Consider the following 20,943-nt stretch of genomic DNA (forward strand, 5'->3'; position numbering starts at 1 on the left):
ATGAGAGAAAAGAAGAATAAGAAAAATGACTACATACTCCCGATAGCAGTATCGGTAGCTTTGCACGTCATTTTGGTTATCGCGCTTCTTTGGGGAACCGACTTCACCATGTCGAAACCACAGCAAAGTGGGCAAATGGTTCAAGCGGTGGTGATTGATCCCAACTTAGTGAAGCAGCAAGCCAACCAAATTCGCCAACAGCGTGAGTCCGCTGAAAGGAAAGAGCAAGAACGACTTGATAAACTGCGTCGTGAAGCTGAACAATTGGAAAAAAACCGCAAAGCGGAAGAAGATCAGTTGCGCAAGTTAAAGGAGCAACAAGCTCGAGAAGCGAAAGCCGCAAGGGAAGCTGAAGAGATTCGCAAACAAAAAGAACAAGAGAAGAGAGTGGCAGAAGAAAATGCCCGAAAAGAAAAAGAGCGTGTAGCGAAGCTGGAAGCAGAGCGAAAAACAAAAGAAGAAGCGATTAAAAAAGCAGAACAAGAACGTTTAGCCAAAGAAGCGGCCATCGCGAAAGCAGAACAAGAACGCATCGCGAAGGAAAAAGCGGCAAAAGAAGCAGAAGAAAAAGCGCGCCGTGAAAAAGAAGCCGCCGCTAAGGCAGAGCAAGAGCGCATAGCGAAGGAAAAAGCCGCCAAAGAGGCCGCAGAAAAAGCGCGTAAGGAAAAAGAACGTTTAGAGCGTATTGAGCGTGAGCGTAAAGAAAAAGAAGCGGCATTGAATGATATTTTTGCTGGGTTAGAAACGGAATCTAGCCAAAATAGTGCAGCGAGAAATCAGCACGTCGCCGATGAGAAAAACCGATACGGTGCTATATACACGCAACTGATACAGCAACGCTTGATCAAGGATGAATATCTGTTGGGAAAGTCGTGTAGGGTAAACATTAAATTGATACCAACGGGTGTCGATGGAATTGTCAATTCAGTAAGTATTTTGGAAGGGGATACCCGAGTTTGTAATGCGGCCAAAAGTGCTATTTTACAGGTTGGGACTTTCCCTATGCCAGCGGATGATGCAGTGAGACAAGAGCTACGCAACATCAATTTAACCGTTGATTTCGAATAAAAGGACTAAGACGTGAAAAAACGCCTTTTGATGGGAATATTAGTGCTGCTCAGCAGTGTCACGAATGTAGCCAATGCGGCTTTGGAATTGATCATCACCGATGGTATCGATTCAGCAAGGCCAATTGCGATTGTTCCTTTTAAATGGCAAGGAACCAAAGCACTGCCTGTTGATATTTCGTCTGTTGTTGCGTCGGATCTTCAACGCAGTGGTAAGTTCAGCCCAGTTCCTACTAGCAAGATGCCACAAACACCTTATAACGAATCAGAAATCAACTTTGATGCCTGGACTAACTTAGGTGTGGATACCTTGCTAACGGGTTCCGTGACTCAAAATGAGAAAGGTGAGTATGTCATCAACTATCAGTTAGTTGATGTGGTCCGTGGACAGCTTACTCGTGGTCAGAGTCGAGCGCTGGAAGATGGACAGTTAGTACTTTCTAAAGACCATGTCTTGTTTAATAAAGTCGCGACAATTGCAGAATCGCGTATGCGTGAGTATGCGCATCGTATTTCTGATCTTATCTACGAACAGTTAACGGGAGAGCGCGGTGCATTTTTAACTCGAATCGCGTATGTCGTGGTTAACGACCAAGACAAGTTCCCTTATCAGTTACGCATATCAGACTACGACGGCTTTAACGAGCGCTTAGTGTTGCGTTCTAAGCAGCCTTTGATGTCACCTGCGTGGTCACCAGATGGTCGCCAGCTTGCGTATGTGAGTTTCCAAAATGGCCAGGCAGAAATATTTGTACTGAACATTTACACCGGTGAACATGAGAAACTGACCTCATTTCCTCGACACAACGGCGCACCAAGATTTTCTCCAGATGGCAGTCAACTGGCCATTGTATTATCTAAAACAGGCTCGCTACAGATTTACACGCTTGATCTAAAAACGCGCAAGTTGACACAAATAACGAGCGATAGATCAAATAATACGGAGCCATTTTGGCATCCTGATGGTAAATCACTCATCTTTACATCGGATCGGGGTGGTAAACCTCAGATATATAGAGTAAATTTGAGCGACGGGTCGACTAGCCGTCTTACTTGGCAGGGCAGCCAAAACCTAGGTGGGCAGATAACGCCTGATGGGCGATTCTTGATTATGGTCAATCGGAGCGATTCAGGTTTCAATCTGGCTAAGCAAGATCTCGAGACTGGTGCTGTTCAGATATTGACTAAAACGTTGTTGGACGAGTCCCCAAGTATCGCTCCGAATGGAGGTATGGTTATCTATAGCTCCATATATGACAAGAAAAATGTGCTTTCGATGGTTTCTATCGATGGCCGCTTTAAAGCTAGATTACCGGCAACAAATGGGCGTGTAAGAGCACCCGCATGGTCTCCGTTTTTGTAGCAACTAAGTTTGATTAACAAAGGAAAATAAGATGCAACTTAACAAGGTTCTTAAAGGGCTTCTAATCGCACTACCAGTGATGGCTGTTACCGCTTGTAGCTCTAGTGATGACGCTGCGTCTAACGCAGGCTCAAGTACTGAAACAAACCAAACCACATCTGGTTCTGCAAATACAACTGATACAACAGTTGTGACGCCAATCGATCAAAACGGTCAACTTTCTGAGCAAGAACTGAAAGAGCAAGCTCTTCGTGAAACTCAGACAATTTACTTTGCGTTCGACAATGCAACTATCTCTAGCGATTACGAAGAGATGCTAGCGGCTCACGCTGCTTACCTGAGCAAAAATGTTAACCTAAAAGTGACTATCGAAGGTCATGCTGATGAGCGTGGTACTCCGGAATACAACATCGCACTAGGTGAGCGTCGTGCTCAAGCCGTTTCTAAATACCTACAAGCGCTAGGTGTACAGGCAGATCAAATCGCTATCGTTAGCTACGGTGAAGAGAAGCCTCTACTACTAGGCCAGACTGAAGAAGTTTACGCGAAAAACCGTCGCGCAGTTCTAGTCTACTAATTGAGGAATAGCCTCATGTTCAGTAACACTAAGCGAGCTGTTACGCTTACGTTACTGGCAAGTGCAGCGAACCTAGCGTTCGCTGCACCAGCTCCAGTATCCGATCTCAACAGCAATTCAACCAACACTTCTGTAGCGACCGCTACGTCTTCCTCTGTTCCGGAAACGGAAGTTCAGCGTCTTGAACGTCTACTGCAAAACCGCAATCGTATGCAGTTGCAAATGCAACAGCAAATTGACCAAATGTCTCAAGAGATTGCAGAGTTACGTGGTCAACTAGAACGAAATAACTACGATATGAAACAAATGCTAGAGAGGCAGCGTGAGCTCTTCATCGAGCTTGATAGAGTACGTAGTGAAATCAAGACAGTTGGTGTACCAGCCCAAACAGTCGATCTTGAAGGAGGGGGCGAGCAAGGTGTATTTAGCGCAAATGTCGATGAGCAAACGGCTTACCAAAATGCTGTCGACCTCATTTTGAAAAAGCGAGATTATGCCGGAGCGATTGCTGCGTTTAAACAGTTTCAGAAAGATTTTCCAGAATCCAATTTTGCACCCAACTCGCACTATTGGTTAGGCCAGCTCTATTTTGCACAAAAGCAAGATAAAGAAGCCACGGAAAGTTTTGCTGGTGTGGTCTCCTATAAGGATTCAAATAAGCGTGCCGATGCGTTAGTCAAATTGGGCGACATTGCTGCACGTAACAACAATCTCGAGCAAGCGAAAAAGTATTATCAGCAAGCGATAGATGAGCACCCAGAGAGTGCCTCTGCCAAAGTGGCAAAATCAAAACTGTAACTTAAGAGGAGCGTTTAGCTCCTTTTTTATCTCATCACAAACTCAATGGCTTCTTCAGCACGATTGAGCCTTTTGCATCTTGAGTACTCTTAAGGTTAAAATACTCGGATTAAAGGAAGTTGCGTAGAGCAAGAGCAATGAGCCACATACTAGATAAAATTGATACCGTTTACCCTTTTCCTCCTAAGCCCGTTCCACTAAGCCAAGAAGAAAAAGCTACTTATATTGCGAGCATCAAACAGCTTTTGAAAGAGAAAGACGCTGTTTTGATCGCCCACTACTATACCGATCCAGAGATCCAAGCGCTGGCAGAAGAGACTGGCGGTTTTGTTGGTGACTCTCTTGAAATGGCTAAGTTTGGTAATCGCCACCCTGCGAGCACGTTGATCATTGCGGGTGTACGTTTTATGGGGGAGTCGGCAAAAATTCTGACGCCAGAAAAACGCATTCTAATGCCAACCTTGAAAGCGGAGTGTTCGCTTGACTTAGGTTGCCCCGCAGATAAATTTACCGAATTTTGTGATGCTCACCCAGACCACACAGTGGTGGTGTATGCCAACACTTCTGCGGCAGTGAAAGCAAGAGCGGATTGGGTAGTAACTTCAAGCATTGCACTGGAAATCGTTGAGCATTTGGATGCTGAAGACAAGCCGATCATTTGGGGGCCAGATCGCCACCTTGGTTCTTACATTGCCAACAAAACTGGCGCAGACATGTTGCTTTGGCAAGGGGAGTGCGTTGTCCACGATGAGTTTTCTGCCGATGCGTTACGCAAAATGAAAGCCGTGTATCCAGATGCCGCTATCCTCGTTCATCCGGAATCTCCAGCAAGCGTTGTTGAGCTCGCAGATGCGGTAGGGTCAACAAGTCAGTTGATCAAAGCGGCAAAAGAGTTACCACAGCAGAAAATGATTGTTGCAACGGACAAAGGCATTTTCTTCAAAATGCAGCAATTGGTTCCGGAAAAAGAGCTGATTGAAGCACCAACTGCAGGTGCGGGTGCGACATGTCGCAGCTGTGCGCATTGCCCTTGGATGGCCATGAATGGCTTGAAAGCAATTGAAACCGCGCTGCGTGAAGGCGGTGAAGAGCATGAAATCTTTGTGGATGAAGAACTTCGCATTAAATCATTGATTCCATTGAACAGAATGTTAGATTTTGCTGAAAAATTGAACATGCAAGTGAAAGGTAACGCCTAATTCTGTTGGATTAGTCACAAAATTTCCAACCAGCCACCATGGCTGGTTTTTTTGTATCAATGAATGAGCTTATATTCCTAAATCGGATGAATAACGGTGTTTCTTTATGTCGGTTTGGTTTCTCGTCAAAAAATGGTTTCAAGCGCACGTGTTTAGTTTGAGTAACCGAAACCTTTTTATCTTGCTACTTTGTTACGTAGGGCTTTGTTGGGCGCTTTTTAAATGGGCCGGTGAAAACGCGTTAACTGAAGATTTTACAACGTTTGTTTACTACTTGATGGTCACGGCCTCCACCGTGGGCTATGGCGATTTATCGCCCCACAGTTCGATGGGACGATGGATCGTTGTACTTATCGTCATTCCTGGAGGCCTTAGCTTGTTTGCCGCTTTGCTAGGTAGGCTGGCAAGCTCGCTCATTGACTATTGGCGAGCTGGTGTATTAGGAAAAAGGAGAGTTCGTGTGAGTAATCACATATTGTTGCTTGGTTGGAATGGTCAAAGGACTATTCACTTAATTCGCATGTTACAACACGAAGAAATTGGCAAGCGTCCAATCGTGCTTTGCTCACGTTCAGACATTGAAAACCCACTACCGGGAGAGATTAGTTTTGTCAAAGTCACCAGTTATACCGATGCGCAAGAGATGTCGAATGCGAATGTCGCTGAGGCAAGTTGTATCATCGTTGACAACCAGCAAGACGACATTACGCTATCAGCCGCATTGTATTGCGCAAACTTGAACCCCGAGGCGCATTTGCTGGCTTATTTCAAAGATGAAGCTTTGGGACGTCTGCTCAGTCAACATTGCCCGAAAGCCGAATGCATTCCGGCTGTTGGTGCTGAAATGCTCGCAAAAGCCGCCGTGGATCCTGGCTCAAGTGCTTTACACCAAGAGTTATTAGCTTCAACTCGCGGCATGACACAGTATTCAGTGCAGTATCCCAAAGATCAACCGGATACCAGCGTTGATGCCTTATTTACTTTTTTAAAACGTCAGTATGAAGCAACCTTGATAGCCATTGATGTTGGCACTGGTATCGAACTTAACCCTCATTTAGAGCGCACGATTCCAGCAGGAAGCAAATTATTCTATATTGCCGACGAACGTATTCATTCGTTCGCATGGAACAAAATAAAAGCAAACTAATCTCGCTTTGAACCATGTGAGAAGAGAGCACGCACCCTTTGAGCCCGAAAAATTTGTTTGGGTAAAAAAGAACCCTGCTTATGGCAGGGTTCATTATGTTTTCGAGCGCGAAGTGACTTACTGCTCGTCCGCCAACATCACGCCACGTTGAGTCAGACCGCAGAGCATCATAGGCACCGCGTTGTAAATCTCTTCAAACTGTTCTAGCCCGCTAAAGCCTTGCTCACTTAGCGTTGCGATTGTCGTTTCTGGATCGTAGAGCATAGTAAGGGAAAGCAGCACACCGCCTAGCAGGCTATTTTCTTCGCTGTGTTCAGGCATCAGTGTTTCCCAATCGTCTCGCGCTAACTGCCAACCTTGGAGCAATCCTTCGCAAAAATCACGAGTAGATTCATTCACGATCTCCGCCTCATCCAGAGCACATTCTTTCGGCCATTGCCATGCTCCTTCTAGGAGAGCTGGGCGAGTTTCATTCCAAAGATTGACGATAGCATCAATATAACTTTCGAGCTGTTCGCCATCGGTAAATGGCGCTGTCTCTTCACCACCCCATAGAAAAGGCAGCCATTCGTTAGGAGTCAGTACATTTGGCGCGGCTGCCATCGCGGTCACAAAGCCTTGTGTGTTGGCCAAATTGAGGAGTTTTCCTTCGAGCTCAGGAAGAGAAATAATGTTTTGTAAAGTCAAAATAGAATACCGTTTGATTCATTGAAAGCGCGTGGAAGAGCATCTTACCAAGCAAAACGTTGAGACAAAAGGATAACAGGCCGTTAAAGCATGCTATGGTAGTTGGAACAAAGTGAACAATGGCTATCGCGCGCAACACGTAATACAACGAGCATGTTTGATATGCATTTCGTTGAAAAATGGATATACACTTACGTGAGACAACTGGGAAAGTACTGAACGATTATGAAAATACGCTCGTCATTGCGGAAAAAAAGCATTTATGCACTGAGTCTTTACTTGTGTTTCTTTATTGCTACCTTGGGCAGCATCACCTACTGGGTGGTTGAACCACCAGTGCGAGACAGCGTTCAAAAAAACCTCGATCTTCGAGCCGAGTTGCTCGCATCGCAAATTAAGTCTCCTTTTAACCGTTCGATTGGTGTCCTAAACAGTTTAGTCGGTATTGCACAAAGCCAATCAAACGAAACGTTGCAGCCACAGCTTATCGCGCGCGTGCTCTCCACCAGTGATGCAGTGATTGCCAGCGGTGGCGTATGGCCACATCCGGAGCAAAAAGATGGCAAGCTGCGTTACACCAGCCTGTTCTTCAATAAAGGTGAAAACGGGGAGGTAGAACGCATCCATTCATACAACAACCCAGAATCTATTGGATACCACAAAGAGAGTTGGTACCGCTCGGTGAGCCACTTGACCGCAAACAGCATTGTTTGGTCTAACGTCTATACCGACGCCTATACCCAAGTGCAGATGATCACCGCCTCGCAACCCTATTTTATCGATGGTGAGTTTGCAGGCGTAGCCACGGTAGACATCTCTTTGGAAAGCTTGTTTGAGTTGCTAAAAAATTATACCGAAGAGTATCAACTGGGTGTTTCCATCTCAGATTCTGCCGATAGATTGCTTTTAGAGCATGCTTACACACTGCAGCGTGGACGCTATATCAGTGAAATAAACATCTCAGAGATCAACTGGGAGCTTAGGGTACTCAATGCCAAACTATTGGTGTCGGATGAGGTTTTTCAGCAAGTGATGCGAGTTGAGGCTGGCATCTTGCCATTTCTTCTTATTTGCGTTTTGGCAGGCTACTACTTGCTCAATCGATACGTGATCACGCCGATCGTTGCCATCGCGAAAAAAATTGATGTTTCAAAAACGGGGGGCATTATTGACATTCACTATGAAAGTGAAGATGAAATAAAGCATCTTATTGAAACGATCAATGAAAAAACCATTTATCTCGAAGCGGAAAAAGTCAAAGCGCAAGCATCAACGAACGCTAAAACGGCTTTTCTTGCAACCTTGTCTCATGAAATTCGTACGCCAATGAATGGCGTGCTAGGCACGGCTCAGATTCTACTGAAAACGCCCCTCAATGAAGAACAGCGCAAACACCTAAAAACCTTGTACGATTCCGGTGATCATATGATGACCTTGCTCAATGAAATACTTGATTACTCCAAGATCGAGCAAGGACACATGGAATTCGATAACAACCCATTCCCGTTTGATTCCATTATTGGCAGCATCAACAGTGTTTACTTTACGTTGTGTGCTGAAAAAGGGCTGCAATTTAAAGTGTACTCGAAGGTTCCGAATGGTCGTTGGTACAACGCAGATAAAGCAAGGTTGCGTCAGGTCTTGTTTAATTTGCTGAACAACGCTGTAAAATTCACCGACCGTGGCTTAGTCGAGGTCTATTTAGAAGAGCACCAACGTGAGGACGTAAATTATCTCAGCGTGAAAGTCAAAGATACAGGCATTGGTATCCCTGAAAGCGCACAGAAACGTATCTTTAGACCGTTTGAGCAGGCAGAGTCAACCACCACAAGACGCTTTGGTGGGACAGGGCTTGGACTTGCCATCGTTAAACAAATTGCTGAAAAAATGAAGGGATATATCGAAGTGTCCAGTCAGGTTGGACTTGGTACTTGCTTTACCGTCGAGTTACAGCTTGACACTACCTCGCCCAGTGTCATGAGTAATGAACCGAGGTACAAGCTCAACTACCAAGGGTTGCACGCTCTGATCGTCGAAGACAACCGTACCAATGCCATTATTATTGAGACATTCTTACGTCACAAAGGCTTTAGCTGTGAGAAAGTTGAAAATGGAGAACAAGCCATTGCGCGCATCTCTGAGCAGGCATTTGATTTGATTCTGATGGATAACCATATGCCCGTCATGGATGGGATAGAAGCGATTACCGCGATACGAGCAATGGACTCAAAAAGCAAACGCAGCTTGATCTTTGGCTGTACAGCAGACGTGTTTAAAGAAACCAGAGAAAGAATGCTGGGAGTAGGGGCGGATCATATCATCGCCAAACCGATTGTTGAGTCAGAGTTGGATGATGCGTTATTTCAACATGCCAAGCTGCTTTACCAATTTCGTCCAGAAGCGCTTGGACAACATTACGAAGAGCCTGTGACAGCAGACGATTCTTTAGAATCATTGCTCCTAGGTTTTCACATCGCCCTTGAAAACGTTGACTTAAAGCAAGCCAATAGAGCGTTACAACGCATCAAAGAACAGCTGTCTGCAAGTGACAACGAACTGCTTTTGACAACACTTGATCACATTCAAGCGTCCTTAGAGCAGGACATTCCGCCAGAGCAAGATGCCGTCAACCAAATCACCGTTTTACTTGGTCAGTACCCCTAGCCCATCCAGTTAATGTAGTTAAATTACAATATAAAGCCGCTGTAAAAGCGGCTTTATTCATTTCTGGCGGATTAAACTACATTTTGAACTAAAACTGGTCATTAATTTACAACTCAACTCTAAAAACGGAGCCAAAAACTACAAATTATTTGCTCTAATAGCGCGATGAACTGCATGCTGGTTTGATTGTTAGTTCATGATGTCGTTATTTTGCTAAATTTGCAGTTAATTGTTTTATAGAGGAATGAAATGAAATCTCGTGCGCCATTTTGTATCCGCCATGCGGCAGCTGATACTTTTGCTATGGTGGTTTTTTGTTTTATTACAGGGATGATTATCGAGATCCTGATTTCTGGGATGACTTTCCAGCAATCTCTGGCATCAAGAACGTTATCTATTCCGGTTAACATCGCGATCGCGTGGCCTTATGGTGTGTTTCGTGATTGGGTTCTTCGACAAGGTGCGCGTGTATCGACCAGTGGACTGATGAAGAACGTATCCGATTTAGTGGCGTATGTGCTTTTTCAATCTCCAGTCTACGCCGGTATTTTGCTTGCGGTAGGCGCATCGACAGAGCAGATCATCACCGCAGTGACCAGCAATGCGATTATCTCTTGCGGTATGGGCGTTTTGTACGGCTACTTCCTAGATATGTGTCGCCGTTGGTTTAAGGTTCCTGGTTACTATCAGCAAGCATAATTGCTGGTAGATTGGTCGATTTAGCCAATTACTAGCCAACTAAACTCTTCATGGCGCTTTTTTTTAAAACTGGGCTTGACCAATCCCAAGATAATCATTAAATTAGCGCCTCGTTGGCACGAGTTGCCACACAAAATTTGATTCGGTGAGTTGTCCGAGTGGCTGAAGGAGCACGCCTGGAAAGTGTGTGTACGGCAACGTACCGAGAGTTCGAATCTCTCACTCACCGCCACATTCAAGTTTAAAGACGTCTCAGGACGTCTTTTTTCTTATCTGAAGATTATCAAAATCAATGAGTTACGGTTTCGTAGCGTTCCATAAAGTGTCGTAAAAGCGCTTGTCTAGAGTAATACCTAAAGTAATACCCAGTATTCCTACTTGATGCTAGTATTACTTTTGAGCACTAAATCAGGTATTACTTTGTTGTCATTTTCTCTATCAGTTCGATCTTTAACTTGATGTAAGTTAAGCAGTTATCGACCAAAAGTAATACCTAGATTTTTCGAAAATCGAGCTTTGTTCAGGTATTACTTGAGGGATCAAAATGGCGAATAATCTCACGGCTAGGCAAATCCAAACGGCAAAGCCCAAAGATAAGCTCTACCGTTTATCTGATGGCGGCAATCTTTACTTCTGTGTACGTACAAGCAATTCACGTTCTTGGCAGTTTCGTTATAAAAGGCCTGGCCAGGACAAAATCACTTATCTTTCCTTTGGTACTTATCCAGATATGTCTTTGGCAGAAGCGCGAGAGAAAGCGTTAGAGGCTCGAAAGATGCTTGCGGATGGTATTGATCCTCAGTTGGCCAAAGAAGAGCAAAAAGCCAAAGTAATTGTTGAGCAAAATGCGACTTTCAAGTTTGTTGCTGAACAGTGGAAGGCAACCAAGGAAGGGCAGATAAAAGAGAAGACTCTCAATGGTAACTGGCGCAAACTGGAACTCTACGCGTTTCCTAAGTTGGGTACGATACCCGTTAGTAAAATCACGGCGCCTATCGCTATTGCGGCGTTGCGTCCCGTTGAAACACAAGGTTTATTAGAAACTGTAAAACGTACCGCCCAACTGATGAATGAGATCATGAATTACGCTGTAAACAGTGGTGTGATTCATTCTAATCCATTATCTGGTATCCGTGATGTGTTCAAGAAGCACAAAGTAGTGCACATGAAAGCGCTTCAACCTCATGAGATGCATGAACTTATTCGAACGGTAGCAACCGCCAATATTCAACACGTGACGCGCTTTTTGATTGAATGGCAGCTTCATACCATGGTTCGCCCTAATGAAGCGTCAGGTGCTCGCTGGGAAGAAATAGACATGGAAAACCAGCTATGGATTATCCCGAAAGAGCGCATGAAAATGAACCGTGAACATGTAGTTCCACTTACGACACAAACTCTGGCAATTCTTGAAGCGATCAAGCCAATTAGCGGACATCGAGACTATATATTTCCTTCAAGCCGTAACCCCAAAGTCCCAACCGATTCAGAAACTGCAAATAAAGCGCTAGGGCGGATGGGGTTTAAAGATAGGACGACAGCTCACGGCCTTCGTGCTTTGGCCAGTACTACACTTAACGAACAGGGCTTTGATGCAGATGTTATTGAGGCTGCGCTTGCCCATACGGATAAAAACCAAATACGTAAGGCTTATAATCGTACTGACTATTTAGACTCTCGCCGTAAGCTAATGAGCTGGTGGAGTGAGCATATCGACAAATCGAGTTATGGTAGTTACAGCGTTACAGGTTCACATCATTTAAGACAGGTTATTTGATTTTTGGCCGTAATATACGGCCACTTGCTATCGTTCAAAACTTTTACAGGCATATGTTATCTATGTGATGTTCACACACAGAAGAGGTATATATGCCTAAACCAACTATACGTTTGATCCGTCTAAATGAAGTGCTTGGCATGACTGGCTTATCACGTTCTTGTATGTACCGCTTTATCGAAGCAAACCAGTTTCCGGCGCAAGTTCCGCTTGGTGGACGTGCTGTTGCTTGGGTAGAGAGTGAGGTGCAAGAGTGGGTCCGCCAGCGAGTACTAAACAGGTAAAATTAAATATTGGAGAGCTTTATAGCTCTCCAAGTATGCTATAGAAGCTTAGAGAATTGTGTGGCTTTATTTTTTTTATCTTCTTCAATGCTTCTCATTAATTCTTCAGATTTACTAGCAAACTGATTGGTCATCAAAGTGATTACCTGGTTGATGGGCATGTCAAATTTTTTGGAAAGCTGATGAAGCTGAATTGATACCGTTTCGTCAACAACGATATTCAAGGTTTTCTTGTTTTCCCTTGTGGTTTTTTCTCTATATTTCTTCTGCGACCATGCTCTTTTGAAGTTCATCATGATCAGTTTTTTTTCAGCGTTGCTAATACCTAGTGAATGAAAAATAGCCGGAACGACTTTAGTGTGACTTTCATTGATGTTCATTACGTTTGGCACTTTAGCAACGATGCTCTTTACTGCGGATATTTTGGGGAAATAGTCAATTACCCACGCCATCTGGTCATCATTTTTATCGTCAAGCCAGTTAAATTTAAACGCTTCTGATGAGCTGTAGTACTCGTCAATTATGCCATTGATTAACTCTCTTTTTTTCTTGACTTGTATTTGTGATGAGATGAATGCATTGATAAGGTAATTCTGCATCGAATTGATGTCGGTGATAGTGTTTGGCGGTGTTTCTGGTAGACGTTGAATGGGGCTATTTGTCACAATTTTTGTAAATATGTAGATTATAAGTCGAGTGTCTTTTGTGGTTGAAAACCGCATATCGTTCAATGAAAGTACATCGTAGGCAATCGTTCTTACTTTTGATTCTGGTGTATTGTATAACCCGCCTAGCACGTCCGATACATTCTTGAAGTACTCCACTATTTCTGATTTATACCTTTCCGAAGTTAATTTTGGGTTTGATTGAAAATTAAAGTCAGCGCTTTTCTTGCGATTTAGATGTTGGGAAATTCCCGCAAGTTGATATATGTCATATTGATCAAGGAACTCAAAGCACATTACTTTTTCTAGTGGTTTATCAAATCTTGGCATAGTGATTACTTAGTAGTATTTTTGTGTAATTATTGGATGATTTATAAGCTGTTTTTTGATTGTTTTACAGTGTTTTTTGATTGTATGTAGAGCTAGTTCAAAGTGTTTCATTTACGACTATACCTAGGTTTATGGCACGACGTCGCCTCTTGAGGGGGAGTTAGATAACTTCAGAGTTATCAATTTTGAACTGATTGGCCGGTAACTTACACCACTAGGCTCATCTGAAGTGTTTTGCCAGGTCCAGTTTCGAGGTGGGTAAGGAACAAGCTTTTCCTTATCCAAAGTAGAGATTGGGGATTGCGGTTATGGTTAATATACCGACATGGTGAGGTGAGATTATTTTTAACAACCATCCACCTTTCTATACCGAACCAACCAGAGGTATAGAAAATGAAAACATTGAAAAAGAAAGTCACTCATAATGATGAGTTCAATGGCCTACCTGTTTTGAAACAGAAAGAAGGGCTGTTAGTTGATTATCTACAAAGGATTTATGACACGCTGGATTTAGCTTTGGATGATCATCCTAGAACGATGGCGGTCAGAGTTGATTTGCGATTACCGCTTTTAATGGTGATGGAAGAATCCAATTTGATGAAAAACTTCATTGCTTCGTTGGATGCGCAAATACAAGCTGATTTAAGAAGGAAAGAAAGAGCAGGGAAACCGAAACGGAAATGTCGATTAAGATATGTATGGGTGAAGGAAAAAGATAAAGCGTTACATCATCACTATCACCTTGTTCTGCTGTTTAACAAGGATGTATATAACACCCTGGGGTCATTCTCTAACCGAAACAACCTATCTCACAAAATTAAAACGGCATGGTGTCGGGCATTAGATACTGATCTTGATGATGGCTGTCGTTTAGTGCACTTTCCTGACAATTGTGTATACCATATCGATGTAAATAGCCTTAGGTCTTCTTCGGTTCTTGACGAGCTATTTCGTCGTCTCAGTTACTTTGCCAAAGTACGCACCAAGCAATTTGGTACTGGAAACAGAAACTTTGGTTGCTCAATAAAATAAAAAAAAGAGAGGGGAGACACCCCCTCTCAACTCGTTATGATTAGTTAGCAGGCACTATGGGCAGTTCTTCACACATACCCATATGAGCCACGCCCACTAAAGTATCTAGAGAGTCCCCACACTGCGTTTGGTGAGTGCCGTTAGGGTAAGTGGTACGTACAATCCAGATACCGTTGCTGTTCACGTCGGTGATGACATTTTTCTCAGCTGTACTTACAACGGATGTACGTGTCCAACGTGATGCACCGTAAGATTCAGTTGAGTCCAGTGAGTAGTTCCAAGTTGAGAACTGGTCCAGCACTGTTGGGTTTGTGATGTTAGAGTACAAACCATCGTTGATTAGGTCATCGATAACAGCATTGTCACCAAAGTCAAAACCCCACATACCAGCTTGTAGTAACACATTGCCGTCTTTCAATTCACGAATGACGTTAGCGTAAGGTACGCTAGAAGAGTACACGAGTGGATCAGCACATGCAGTATGGTCGTCAACTAGAACAGAAGCTTGTACAGAGAAGGTAACGGTGTCGTTGCCGTAGTCTTTTGGGTTCTGTACGTAATCATTAGTTAAACCACAACCGTATTTGCTGATTTCTGGCAGGTAGTCGATTAGGTCATCAGTGTATTTTTGCATCGCGCCTTCTTCGGCTTTGATTTTGTTACGGTAAACGATGAGACGGCCTACAGTTTCTAGGTCAGCCGATACTTCAAATATACGTAGAGAATGTGTGTCGGCATCAAACACGCGTTCTTCACGATACCACTTGGTGAAATTACCTGCGTCGTCTTTCTCAACGTAGTACTCAACTGTAGCTTTCCAAGCGTTAGGGTTCGCATCGACTAGAGTTGAAGTTTCAGCATAGCCTTTTGCTAGACCGCTGGTTAGAAGCTGGGCTAGTTGATGCTGCTCGGTGTTACCAGAAGCGATGAAGTCTGCGTATAGCTCGTTAGCAGGAATGTTGTAGCGGTTACCCAACTCGTATTCCTTCTCGGCGACTAGACGTGCAACTTTGTTTTGTGCTTCAGTATTAGCAGCCAACTCTTTACAGTTGCTTACACCACTTTGTAGTAGGTCAGATTCAACCGCTGACCAAATCACTGTAGTGAATGGAGTCGTAGCAAATACATCTTCGCCGACGTTGTCAGATGAGAATGAGGGCGGAAAGGTTAAGCGATAAGGCTTATCAACTAACCCATAATCGCTATCGTATGCACCAGCAGGTACATCGACGATAATTGGCGAGTACTCTTTACAGATTATGTCATCTTCTTCAATCGTAAAATCGAAGCGTCCGTTTTGATCAGTGATGTCACGAGGTTCATCCTCATCCATCACACCATTGAAGTTGTAGTCGAGGAATGCAGTAGCACCTTCAACATAACCATCAATCGCTAGGCCGCCAACTTTGGCAGACGCACTTGGATTAGTACTACCTCCGTTACTACCGCTACCACCGCCACATGCGGTGAGTAGTAATAATCCAGATATGCTCAAGGACGTTTTTATCGTTTTGTATTTCATGGTGTGAGTTCCTTCTTAGAAAGGGGAGTGTTGCTAAGTGAAAAATTGTTGGGATAGTGATAAGCAAAAGTGGTTAGATACGCAGACACAACCTCATCGATGAGGACCACGTGAAAAGTGGCTTGATATTGGTATGCAAGGTAAAAATGGCCTTGCTCCACGATAAATCCCAACGGGTTGACATACAGGCTCTTAGGTAGGTTTATGAGTGATAACCTAACTTCACGTTGGTAAAACACGGCAGTACATAAGGTTTCAAAAACCATACTGTTTGTTTCGTTGGAGTAAGTAGTGACTGGCAGCCGAACATCGATCAGTTTTCGCTTCGTACTCAGAGTGCTAAAAGGTGCGAAAGCACTATCCACCATGCGATGGTAAGAACGTGGTAAGAGTGATTTTAAGTAGGCTTCAGCCCACAAAAACACCATGTGTTCACGGGGACCTAAAGCCAGTTTTGAATTCGCTGTACGGCGATAGCCATAAGGTTGGCTTCGTGTATCTTGCTCTATGTCGAAATAGTTCAGCAGGCTATCAAGATAGCGCTGTACAGTTCGTTTCGTTCTGATTACTCCTTTGTCAGAGAGTGCTTGCTGGATCTCACGAGCGGTGATTTTACGTGTGGTTGGAATGAGAGAGTAAATTTCAAAGATGAGTTCGAGATGCTCAGCACTGCGCCGATTCACTGTTGGAGACATAGGACCACCAAATTTTAAGCACACTTATCTGGCCCCAAGACATCAATGTTTGGAGAGATAGCGGGAAAAATGGAAGGACTGGTGGCCACACAGTCCAGAGGATTACTTTTTGAAGTTCACAACCAGCTTGTCTGCAAGCGGATACTTTGCGATTTCATAGTCAGGGTTGAGTGTCGCAACTTTATGAGCTGCGATGGCGGCGGCAGAGGCTAAGCCAAAGATGACCGCAGGGCCGGAGGCTAGAGCTGCTGCCATGGTGGCAGAGCGACCGGCGGTATAGACTCGGCAAGATAGCCCTTGTTTTTCGATTAGGCGCTCTACCTTCTTCACCGTTTGGTTGAAGTTCTTCACTTTCGTTAACGTGAATGATTCGTGGCGGCGAATAAGATCACTTAGAGCTTGTTCATCGACATGATGCAATACGTTGCTATTACTCATACTTTCATCCTCTTATCGCAAATATGAAAATGAGCTTACTAATGACAGCAAGCATACGGATGAGTGAGACAAATAATGTCTCACTCAGTTATGGAGAGCAGATTTTGTGAAATGATGCACATATTGTTTTTGCGGCAATGCTAAGGATCATTCCTCGCATCTCGAATATCGCTGAGGTAATACCCGCGCTTCATCAGTTCAACGCTGGCAAGTAGGCAGCGTAGATGTAAGACAGGGTGTTGCTTAGCTTCTTCAAACAAATCGTGATCACTCAGCTCATTCATCTCGCGCTTAACCTTTTGATAGTGAGCACTGAGATGGTGATAGCCAGCGAGGGCGGCAGTAAGCACTGCTTTTAAAAGTTTCTCGCGAAACGGGGAATGGGTGATCATAACGTGTCCTTATGGTTCAGGGCACAGTGATGCGAGCGCACTTCATTTTTTACATCACATCCTTATCTGGTGAGAGACAAGCACGTTGCGTTGTCAAAACAGAAAAGGAACCAACAATGAAAAATGAATCATGCGCGTTGTTTATCGCAGTCACGGCGTCAAGTGTGGGTGGCGGAATTGGTTTGGTGGTGTACGACCAAGCTGGTGAGCGAATAGACCAACAATGTTTACCGATGCAGGGATACATCTGTAATACAGAGCTAGAGCTGATCGCGTTGGTGGAGTGCATGCAGTATGCGCGTGATGGCGATGTCATCTATACCAGCAGTGATTTTTGTGTTCGTGGGTTTAACGAGTGGATTGATACCTGGAAGCAAAAAGGTTGGCGAAAGTCAGACAAAAAGCCAGTAGCGAATCGCGACTTATGGCAACAGATCGATGCGCTCCGAGCCGAGAAATACGTCGAGTTGATCAGAGCAACTTCAAGCATGCATCCAGCGTTGATCGAAGCGTATGACATGGCAAAACAAGCACTTAGTAAGTTATAAGGTTAGTTTACCAATGCTCGGTCCTCGGATGTTGCTCAGCCCTTTTGCTACAGGGGTTTGTTGCTCTCTCAAAGGCGAGCGTTTGCAATAAAATATGCCGCTATAGGGCCACAACTGGCACCCTATAGCGGCATTTTCTTTTGTCTTCTTATCACGGCCAAACACTGGGTTTTACCTTCAATCTTACATGCTCAGTGAGGGCATTAATCCACGGCGTTAATGCATTGTTGCTACTCGCAAAGTAACTCAGGGCAGTTCATTGCGGCGCGACGCAAACTTGGTCGTAAGCCCCCATATCGGCGTAGGCGAGAAAGTTACTTTCCCATAACTGGTAGATCTCGATGGCAGAGCGATTCCCCTTGATAGGTCCCCAGCCGCAATACTGTGCGAAAAAGGACTGATCACGAAAATCAAAATCTAAGCAGCGTTCCAGTTCCGGAAAGTAATTCCCGACATAGGCAAAGTCAGTGATGTATTCAATGTTCCAGCGACCATCACCGGATTGGCCAAGGGCAATTTCCACCGGATGAAAACCGCCATCTTCAGCGTTGTAAGAACTGTCACGAAAGTTCATGACGACTGATTGGCTGGTGGCCAGTGTTTCATCTTGTGCCTTGCGTGCGGCCAGTGTTTTGCCCAGCAGTGCATGTAAGGATTTAGCGATGGGTAAGCTTGAAGGGTTAAACAGAATATCAGACATGGTAAAGCCTCCTACAAGAGTAAGATTTGGTGAGAAAATTGGTACGGGTTAGCGAATCAGGGTGAGCTGAATATCGCGAAAAGCGTGTTTGGTGAGATGGCGTTCAAACGCTGCGCACCAAGTGCAAAAAAGATCGAGCACTTCAGGTTGGGCTAAATCAGCAGTACCGGCATCAGGCTGGTAACACCAACGGTTGGTAAGATGAAAGTAGAGCTCGATATCCAACGAGTCTTGCCTGTCATCCTGATACGAGAAGCTGGCGATAAACGCGATGGACCATGATGACTCGCTGTTTTCTCTTTTGAGCTGTATTTCGACCGGATGCAGGCCCATGCGAGATTGGTAGTAGTTTGGATCTCGACAGTTGAGGACAAGACGCTCTGCCTCTTGCGGGATTTTGAAACGGCGAAGTATCACACTCAGGGCATCACAAAAGCTGTCAGCAAGCTGAATCTCTTGATAGCAATTCACGATCATATCCATCCCCTTTCCGCAAACGACACACAGCTTTCGCCGACGACCACATGATCGAGCACGCGAATATCCACCAGCAATAATGCGTCTTTCAAACGTTCCGTTATTCTCTTGTCTGCTTGAGATGGTTCAGGATCACCGGATGGGTGGTTATGGGCGAAGATCACCGCAGCAGCGTTAACGTGCAATGCTTCTTTGACTACTTCTCTTGGATAGACGTTGGCGGCGTCTACCGTGCCGCGAAATAGCTCTTTAAATTCAATCAACCGATGTTGGTTATCCAACAGTAAAACGGCAAAGACCTCGTGCTCGTATCCGGCCAACTTGCAACGTAGGTAGTCTGCCGTATTTTGTGTGCGCGTAAAGGCTTCACCGCGCACATAACGTTGTTCGAGGATCTCCGCTGCTTCTTCAAGCACACGGTGCTCATAGGCACGTTGAGAGAGTAAATAACGGCGGCGAGGGAAATGAGTCATAGCTAGGCTCCTTAGCAATACAGGGAAAGGTTCACAGCTATGACATATACCTGAAGAGATTTTGATTACGGGTAACACCCTGAGTTACTGCATTTTTTAACAGTGTCAGCTCATCCCATGGGACCACAAGAGATAGGAGGACATCCCATGAGATTTCTAAAACTAAAAGAAGTAATGGAAAAAACAGCATTAAGCCGTTCAGCGATTTACCGAAAAATGAATGATGGTGAGTTTCCAAAATCCATCAGTTTGGGGGATAGGGCTGTGGCCTGGGTGGAAGGTGAGGTAGATGAGTGGATGGGGGATGTGCTTGAGGTTCGTGATTTAAATAGTTTAAGTTCACGATGCGGGTAAAAACCTGAGTATTTTTACTAGGCCGTGTAACAATTGCTTATATGTAACAAGTACTTTATCTTAAGATGATAATGAACGATATATCATCATGTTAGGTTGATATATCGTTTGGCGAAGACATTTACAACAAAATTAAAAGAGAGGTCATTGTGGCTTTGCGTCGTAATGAAGAACCATTTAAGTACTCGCGTGGCTACCCTCAGAAGTGGTTTTATGTTGTTAAGTTTTGGTTCAAGCTAAAAGCTTTTTGGCGATGGATTCGCATTCAGAAGCCAATGACTAAGTTGATGGGTTACCAATATCAGGTTGCTGATGACTTGATTGAAATAGATATCACCTACCAGTGTAACTTGAAGTGCAATAACTGTAATCGCTCTTCAGCCCAAGCCCCATCGAAAACACATATTGGACTCGATGAAATAACCCATTTTGTTGACGATAGTCTAAGCCAGAATAAGCACTGGCGAAAAATACGTGTATTAGGTGGAGAACCAACGCTACATCCCGAGTTCAGCGAGATCCTTTCGGAGTTATATCGCCTGAAGCTTGCTCATCCTGCTCTGACTATTCAGCTTGTCACTAACGGCTATGGTCGTCGCGTCAACAAAGTAATATCGATGCTGCCAGAGTGGTTGTGTATTGAAAACTCAGCAAAAACGGATTCCGTTCAACCAGATTTTGGCCCATTTAACTTAGCTCCTGTTGATAGCTGGTACCACAAGTTTAGTGACTTCTCGAACGGGTGTGATATCGCAAAGACTTGCGGTTTAGGTCTAACGCCCCAGGGTTATTACCCTTGTGCGGTTGCTGGTGGTATTGACCGAGTATTAAACCTAAAAGGTGGACGGCAGCGTTTACCATCCAGTGATGATGAAATGCGTGATCTAATGAGGCGTAATTGTGGCTTATGTGGACGATTTCGAGATGGCCATTATGTTCCTCCAAAACTACGCCCTAGAATATTTGAGCAGCAGACTTCAGCAACATGGAAGAAGATTTATCAAGATTGGGAAAGCAACAGAAAATCTTAGGTCTTGCTTGACTTCAAAAGGTAT

23 protein-coding genes and 1 tRNA gene are annotated in these 20,943 nt (G+C 44.4%); 15 read left to right on the forward strand and 9 right to left on the reverse strand.

Going from position 1 to position 20,943, the window contains the following annotated elements:
- From tolA to LZU85_RS04985, 6 genes are all read left to right on the forward strand, one after another.
- Complete coding sequence (tolA, locus tag LZU85_RS04960) at positions 1 to 1,068, forward strand: cell envelope integrity protein TolA (RefSeq protein WP_237286711.1); 1,068 nt, start codon at positions 1 to 3, stop codon at positions 1,066 to 1,068.
- Between the two features lie 30 nt (positions 1,069 to 1,098).
- A complete protein-coding gene (gene tolB / locus LZU85_RS04965) occupies positions 1,099 to 2,430 on the forward strand; it encodes a Tol-Pal system beta propeller repeat protein TolB (protein ID WP_217904590.1) in 1,332 nt (443 codons plus the stop codon).
- A gap of 31 nt (positions 2,431 to 2,461) precedes the next feature.
- Complete coding sequence (gene pal, locus LZU85_RS04970; protein WP_176298516.1) at positions 2,462 to 3,007, forward strand: peptidoglycan-associated lipoprotein Pal; 546 nt, start codon at positions 2,462 to 2,464, stop codon at positions 3,005 to 3,007.
- A 15-nt stretch (positions 3,008 to 3,022) separates the two neighbouring features.
- Complete coding sequence (ybgF, locus tag LZU85_RS04975; RefSeq protein WP_176298515.1) at positions 3,023 to 3,805, forward strand: tol-pal system protein YbgF; 783 nt, start codon at positions 3,023 to 3,025, stop codon at positions 3,803 to 3,805.
- 137 nt (positions 3,806 to 3,942) lie between these two features.
- Positions 3,943 to 5,004 (forward strand): quinolinate synthase NadA, encoded by a 1,062-nt coding sequence (gene nadA, locus LZU85_RS04980; RefSeq protein WP_176298514.1) that lies wholly within the window; start codon positions 3,943 to 3,945, stop codon positions 5,002 to 5,004.
- Between the two features lie 106 nt (positions 5,005 to 5,110).
- Entirely contained in the window at positions 5,111 to 6,151 is a 1,041-nt protein-coding gene (locus LZU85_RS04985; RefSeq protein WP_176298513.1) for a potassium channel family protein, read from the forward strand.
- Between the two features lie 117 nt (positions 6,152 to 6,268).
- On the opposite strand, the gene LZU85_RS04990 is transcribed toward LZU85_RS04985, so the two are convergent.
- Positions 6,269 to 6,838, reverse strand: a complete 570-nt coding sequence (locus LZU85_RS04990) for a UPF0149 family protein (protein WP_176298512.1) — start codon at positions 6,836 to 6,838, stop codon at positions 6,269 to 6,271.
- Between the two features lie 225 nt (positions 6,839 to 7,063).
- Here LZU85_RS04990 and LZU85_RS04995 point away from each other — a divergent pair, with 225 nt between their 5' ends.
- The 5 genes from LZU85_RS04995 (at position 7,064) to LZU85_RS05015 (ending at position 12,262) form a co-directional block, all read left to right on the forward strand.
- Complete coding sequence (locus LZU85_RS04995) at positions 7,064 to 9,502, forward strand: hybrid sensor histidine kinase/response regulator (protein WP_237286534.1); 2,439 nt, start codon at positions 7,064 to 7,066, stop codon at positions 9,500 to 9,502.
- Between the two features lie 249 nt (positions 9,503 to 9,751).
- Entirely contained in the window at positions 9,752 to 10,201 is a 450-nt protein-coding gene (locus tag LZU85_RS05000) for an L-alanine exporter AlaE (protein ID WP_237286535.1), read from the forward strand.
- A 144-nt stretch (positions 10,202 to 10,345) separates the two neighbouring features.
- Positions 10,346 to 10,433: transfer RNA gene (locus LZU85_RS05005), tRNA-Ser, on the forward strand.
- Between the two features lie 312 nt (positions 10,434 to 10,745).
- Complete coding sequence (locus tag LZU85_RS05010) at positions 10,746 to 11,978, forward strand: tyrosine-type recombinase/integrase (RefSeq protein WP_011150772.1); 1,233 nt, start codon at positions 10,746 to 10,748, stop codon at positions 11,976 to 11,978.
- Positions 11,979 to 12,070: 92 nt separating this feature from the next.
- The gene (locus LZU85_RS05015) at positions 12,071 to 12,262 is read left to right on the forward strand and encodes a helix-turn-helix transcriptional regulator (RefSeq protein ID WP_011150771.1); all 192 of its coding nucleotides are present in this window, start codon (positions 12,071 to 12,073) and stop codon (positions 12,260 to 12,262) included.
- 38 nt (positions 12,263 to 12,300) lie between these two features.
- Here LZU85_RS05015 and LZU85_RS05020 read toward each other — a convergent pair whose 3' ends face one another.
- Positions 12,301 to 13,257 (reverse strand): hypothetical protein, encoded by a 957-nt coding sequence (locus tag LZU85_RS05020; protein WP_130247795.1) that lies wholly within the window; start codon positions 13,255 to 13,257, stop codon positions 12,301 to 12,303.
- 393 nt (positions 13,258 to 13,650) lie between these two features.
- On the opposite strand from LZU85_RS05020, the gene LZU85_RS05025 reads away from it, so the two are divergent.
- Positions 13,651 to 14,289, forward strand: a complete 639-nt coding sequence (locus LZU85_RS05025) for an inovirus Gp2 family protein (RefSeq protein WP_237286536.1) — start codon at positions 13,651 to 13,653, stop codon at positions 14,287 to 14,289.
- A 40-nt stretch (positions 14,290 to 14,329) separates the two neighbouring features.
- Here the strand turns inward: LZU85_RS05025 and LZU85_RS05030 are convergent, their stop codons facing one another.
- From LZU85_RS05030 to LZU85_RS05045, 4 genes are all read right to left on the reverse strand, one after another.
- Positions 14,330 to 15,811 carry a hypothetical protein gene (locus tag LZU85_RS05030; RefSeq protein ID WP_237286537.1) on the reverse strand — a complete coding sequence of 494 codons (1,482 nt, stop codon included), beginning with the start codon at positions 15,809 to 15,811 and terminating at the stop codon, positions 14,330 to 14,332.
- A complete protein-coding gene (locus tag LZU85_RS05035; protein ID WP_080533197.1) occupies positions 15,808 to 16,506 on the reverse strand; it encodes a hypothetical protein in 699 nt (232 codons plus the stop codon). Before LZU85_RS05035 ends, LZU85_RS05030 begins: the two co-directional genes overlap by 4 nt.
- A 102-nt stretch (positions 16,507 to 16,608) precedes the next feature.
- Positions 16,609 to 16,944, reverse strand: coding sequence for a hypothetical protein (locus LZU85_RS05040; RefSeq protein ID WP_011150766.1), 336 nt, complete (start codon positions 16,942 to 16,944; stop codon positions 16,609 to 16,611).
- Between the two features lie 140 nt (positions 16,945 to 17,084).
- Positions 17,085 to 17,336 (reverse strand): hypothetical protein, encoded by a 252-nt coding sequence (locus tag LZU85_RS05045; RefSeq protein WP_053541673.1) that lies wholly within the window; start codon positions 17,334 to 17,336, stop codon positions 17,085 to 17,087.
- A 29-nt stretch (positions 17,337 to 17,365) separates the two neighbouring features.
- On the opposite strand from LZU85_RS05045, the gene LZU85_RS05050 reads away from it, so the two are divergent.
- Positions 17,366 to 17,884 carry a ribonuclease HI gene (locus LZU85_RS05050; RefSeq protein ID WP_237286712.1) on the forward strand — a complete coding sequence of 173 codons (519 nt, stop codon included), beginning with the start codon at positions 17,366 to 17,368 and terminating at the stop codon, positions 17,882 to 17,884.
- 256 nt (positions 17,885 to 18,140) lie between these two features.
- Here LZU85_RS05050 and LZU85_RS05055 read toward each other — a convergent pair whose 3' ends face one another.
- From LZU85_RS05055 to radC, 3 genes are read right to left on the reverse strand one after another with little or no spacing between them, the layout of a single operon-like run.
- On the reverse strand, positions 18,141 to 18,584 hold the full coding sequence (locus LZU85_RS05055; protein ID WP_237286538.1) for a DUF2787 domain-containing protein: 444 nt from the start codon (positions 18,582 to 18,584) through the stop codon (positions 18,141 to 18,143).
- A 48-nt stretch (positions 18,585 to 18,632) separates the two neighbouring features.
- Positions 18,633 to 19,061, reverse strand: a complete 429-nt coding sequence (locus LZU85_RS05060; RefSeq protein ID WP_237286539.1) for a DUF2787 domain-containing protein — start codon at positions 19,059 to 19,061, stop codon at positions 18,633 to 18,635.
- A complete protein-coding gene (gene radC, locus LZU85_RS05065) occupies positions 19,058 to 19,534 on the reverse strand; it encodes a RadC family protein (RefSeq protein ID WP_237286540.1) in 477 nt (158 codons plus the stop codon). The genes LZU85_RS05060 and radC overlap by 4 nt, the downstream gene beginning before the upstream one ends.
- Positions 19,535 to 19,681: 147 nt before the next feature.
- Here radC and LZU85_RS05070 point away from each other — a divergent pair, with 147 nt between their 5' ends.
- Together LZU85_RS05070 and LZU85_RS05075 are read left to right on the forward strand one after the other, a co-directional pair.
- Positions 19,682 to 19,888, forward strand: a complete 207-nt coding sequence (locus LZU85_RS05070; protein WP_225488112.1) for an AlpA family transcriptional regulator — start codon at positions 19,682 to 19,684, stop codon at positions 19,886 to 19,888.
- Positions 19,889 to 20,037: 149 nt separating this feature from the next.
- Positions 20,038 to 20,919: a radical SAM protein gene (locus LZU85_RS05075; protein ID WP_130314135.1), complete on the forward strand. Its 882-nt coding sequence runs from the start codon at positions 20,038 to 20,040 to the stop codon at positions 20,917 to 20,919.
- The last annotated feature ends 24 nt before the right edge of the window (positions 20,920 to 20,943 follow it).

The organism is Vibrio floridensis (assembly GCF_021852965.1).
Lineage (GTDB): Bacteria > Pseudomonadota > Gammaproteobacteria > Enterobacterales > Vibrionaceae > Vibrio > Vibrio floridensis.

Excerpts from the sequence above, each read along its gene's own strand:
- tolA (WP_237286711.1), top strand. The coding sequence starts at position 1 with ATGAGAGAAAAGAAGAATAAGAAAAATGACTACATACTCCCGATAGCA.
- tolB (WP_217904590.1), top strand. The coding sequence starts at position 1,099 with ATGGGAATATTAGTGCTGCTCAGCAGTGTCACGAATGTAGCCAATGCG.
- pal (WP_176298516.1), top strand. The coding sequence starts at position 2,462 with ATGCAACTTAACAAGGTTCTTAAAGGGCTTCTAATCGCACTACCAGTG.
- ybgF (WP_176298515.1), top strand. The coding sequence starts at position 3,023 with ATGTTCAGTAACACTAAGCGAGCTGTTACGCTTACGTTACTGGCAAGT.
- nadA (WP_176298514.1), top strand. The coding sequence starts at position 3,943 with ATGAGCCACATACTAGATAAAATTGATACCGTTTACCCTTTTCCTCCT.
- LZU85_RS04985 (WP_176298513.1), top strand. The coding sequence starts at position 5,111 with ATGTCGGTTTGGTTTCTCGTCAAAAAATGGTTTCAAGCGCACGTGTTT.
- LZU85_RS04995 (WP_237286534.1), top strand. The coding sequence starts at position 7,064 with ATGAAAATACGCTCGTCATTGCGGAAAAAAAGCATTTATGCACTGAGT.
- LZU85_RS05000 (WP_237286535.1), top strand. The coding sequence starts at position 9,752 with ATGAAATCTCGTGCGCCATTTTGTATCCGCCATGCGGCAGCTGATACT.
- LZU85_RS05010 (WP_011150772.1), top strand. The coding sequence starts at position 10,746 with ATGGCGAATAATCTCACGGCTAGGCAAATCCAAACGGCAAAGCCCAAA.
- LZU85_RS05015 (WP_011150771.1), top strand. The coding sequence starts at position 12,071 with ATGCCTAAACCAACTATACGTTTGATCCGTCTAAATGAAGTGCTTGGC.
- LZU85_RS05020 (WP_130247795.1), bottom strand. The coding sequence starts at position 13,257 with ATGCCAAGATTTGATAAACCACTAGAAAAAGTAATGTGCTTTGAGTTC.
- LZU85_RS05025 (WP_237286536.1), top strand. The coding sequence starts at position 13,651 with ATGAAAACATTGAAAAAGAAAGTCACTCATAATGATGAGTTCAATGGC.
- LZU85_RS05030 (WP_237286537.1), bottom strand. The coding sequence starts at position 15,811 with ATGAAATACAAAACGATAAAAACGTCCTTGAGCATATCTGGATTATTA.
- LZU85_RS05035 (WP_080533197.1), bottom strand. The coding sequence starts at position 16,506 with ATGTCTCCAACAGTGAATCGGCGCAGTGCTGAGCATCTCGAACTCATC.
- LZU85_RS05040 (WP_011150766.1), bottom strand. The coding sequence starts at position 16,944 with ATGAGTAATAGCAACGTATTGCATCATGTCGATGAACAAGCTCTAAGT.
- LZU85_RS05045 (WP_053541673.1), bottom strand. The coding sequence starts at position 17,336 with ATGATCACCCATTCCCCGTTTCGCGAGAAACTTTTAAAAGCAGTGCTT.
- LZU85_RS05050 (WP_237286712.1), top strand. The coding sequence starts at position 17,366 with ATGCGAGCGCACTTCATTTTTTACATCACATCCTTATCTGGTGAGAGA.
- LZU85_RS05055 (WP_237286538.1), bottom strand. The coding sequence starts at position 18,584 with ATGTCTGATATTCTGTTTAACCCTTCAAGCTTACCCATCGCTAAATCC.
- LZU85_RS05060 (WP_237286539.1), bottom strand. The coding sequence starts at position 19,061 with ATGATCGTGAATTGCTATCAAGAGATTCAGCTTGCTGACAGCTTTTGT.
- radC (WP_237286540.1), bottom strand. The coding sequence starts at position 19,534 with ATGACTCATTTCCCTCGCCGCCGTTATTTACTCTCTCAACGTGCCTAT.
- LZU85_RS05070 (WP_225488112.1), top strand. The coding sequence starts at position 19,682 with ATGAGATTTCTAAAACTAAAAGAAGTAATGGAAAAAACAGCATTAAGC.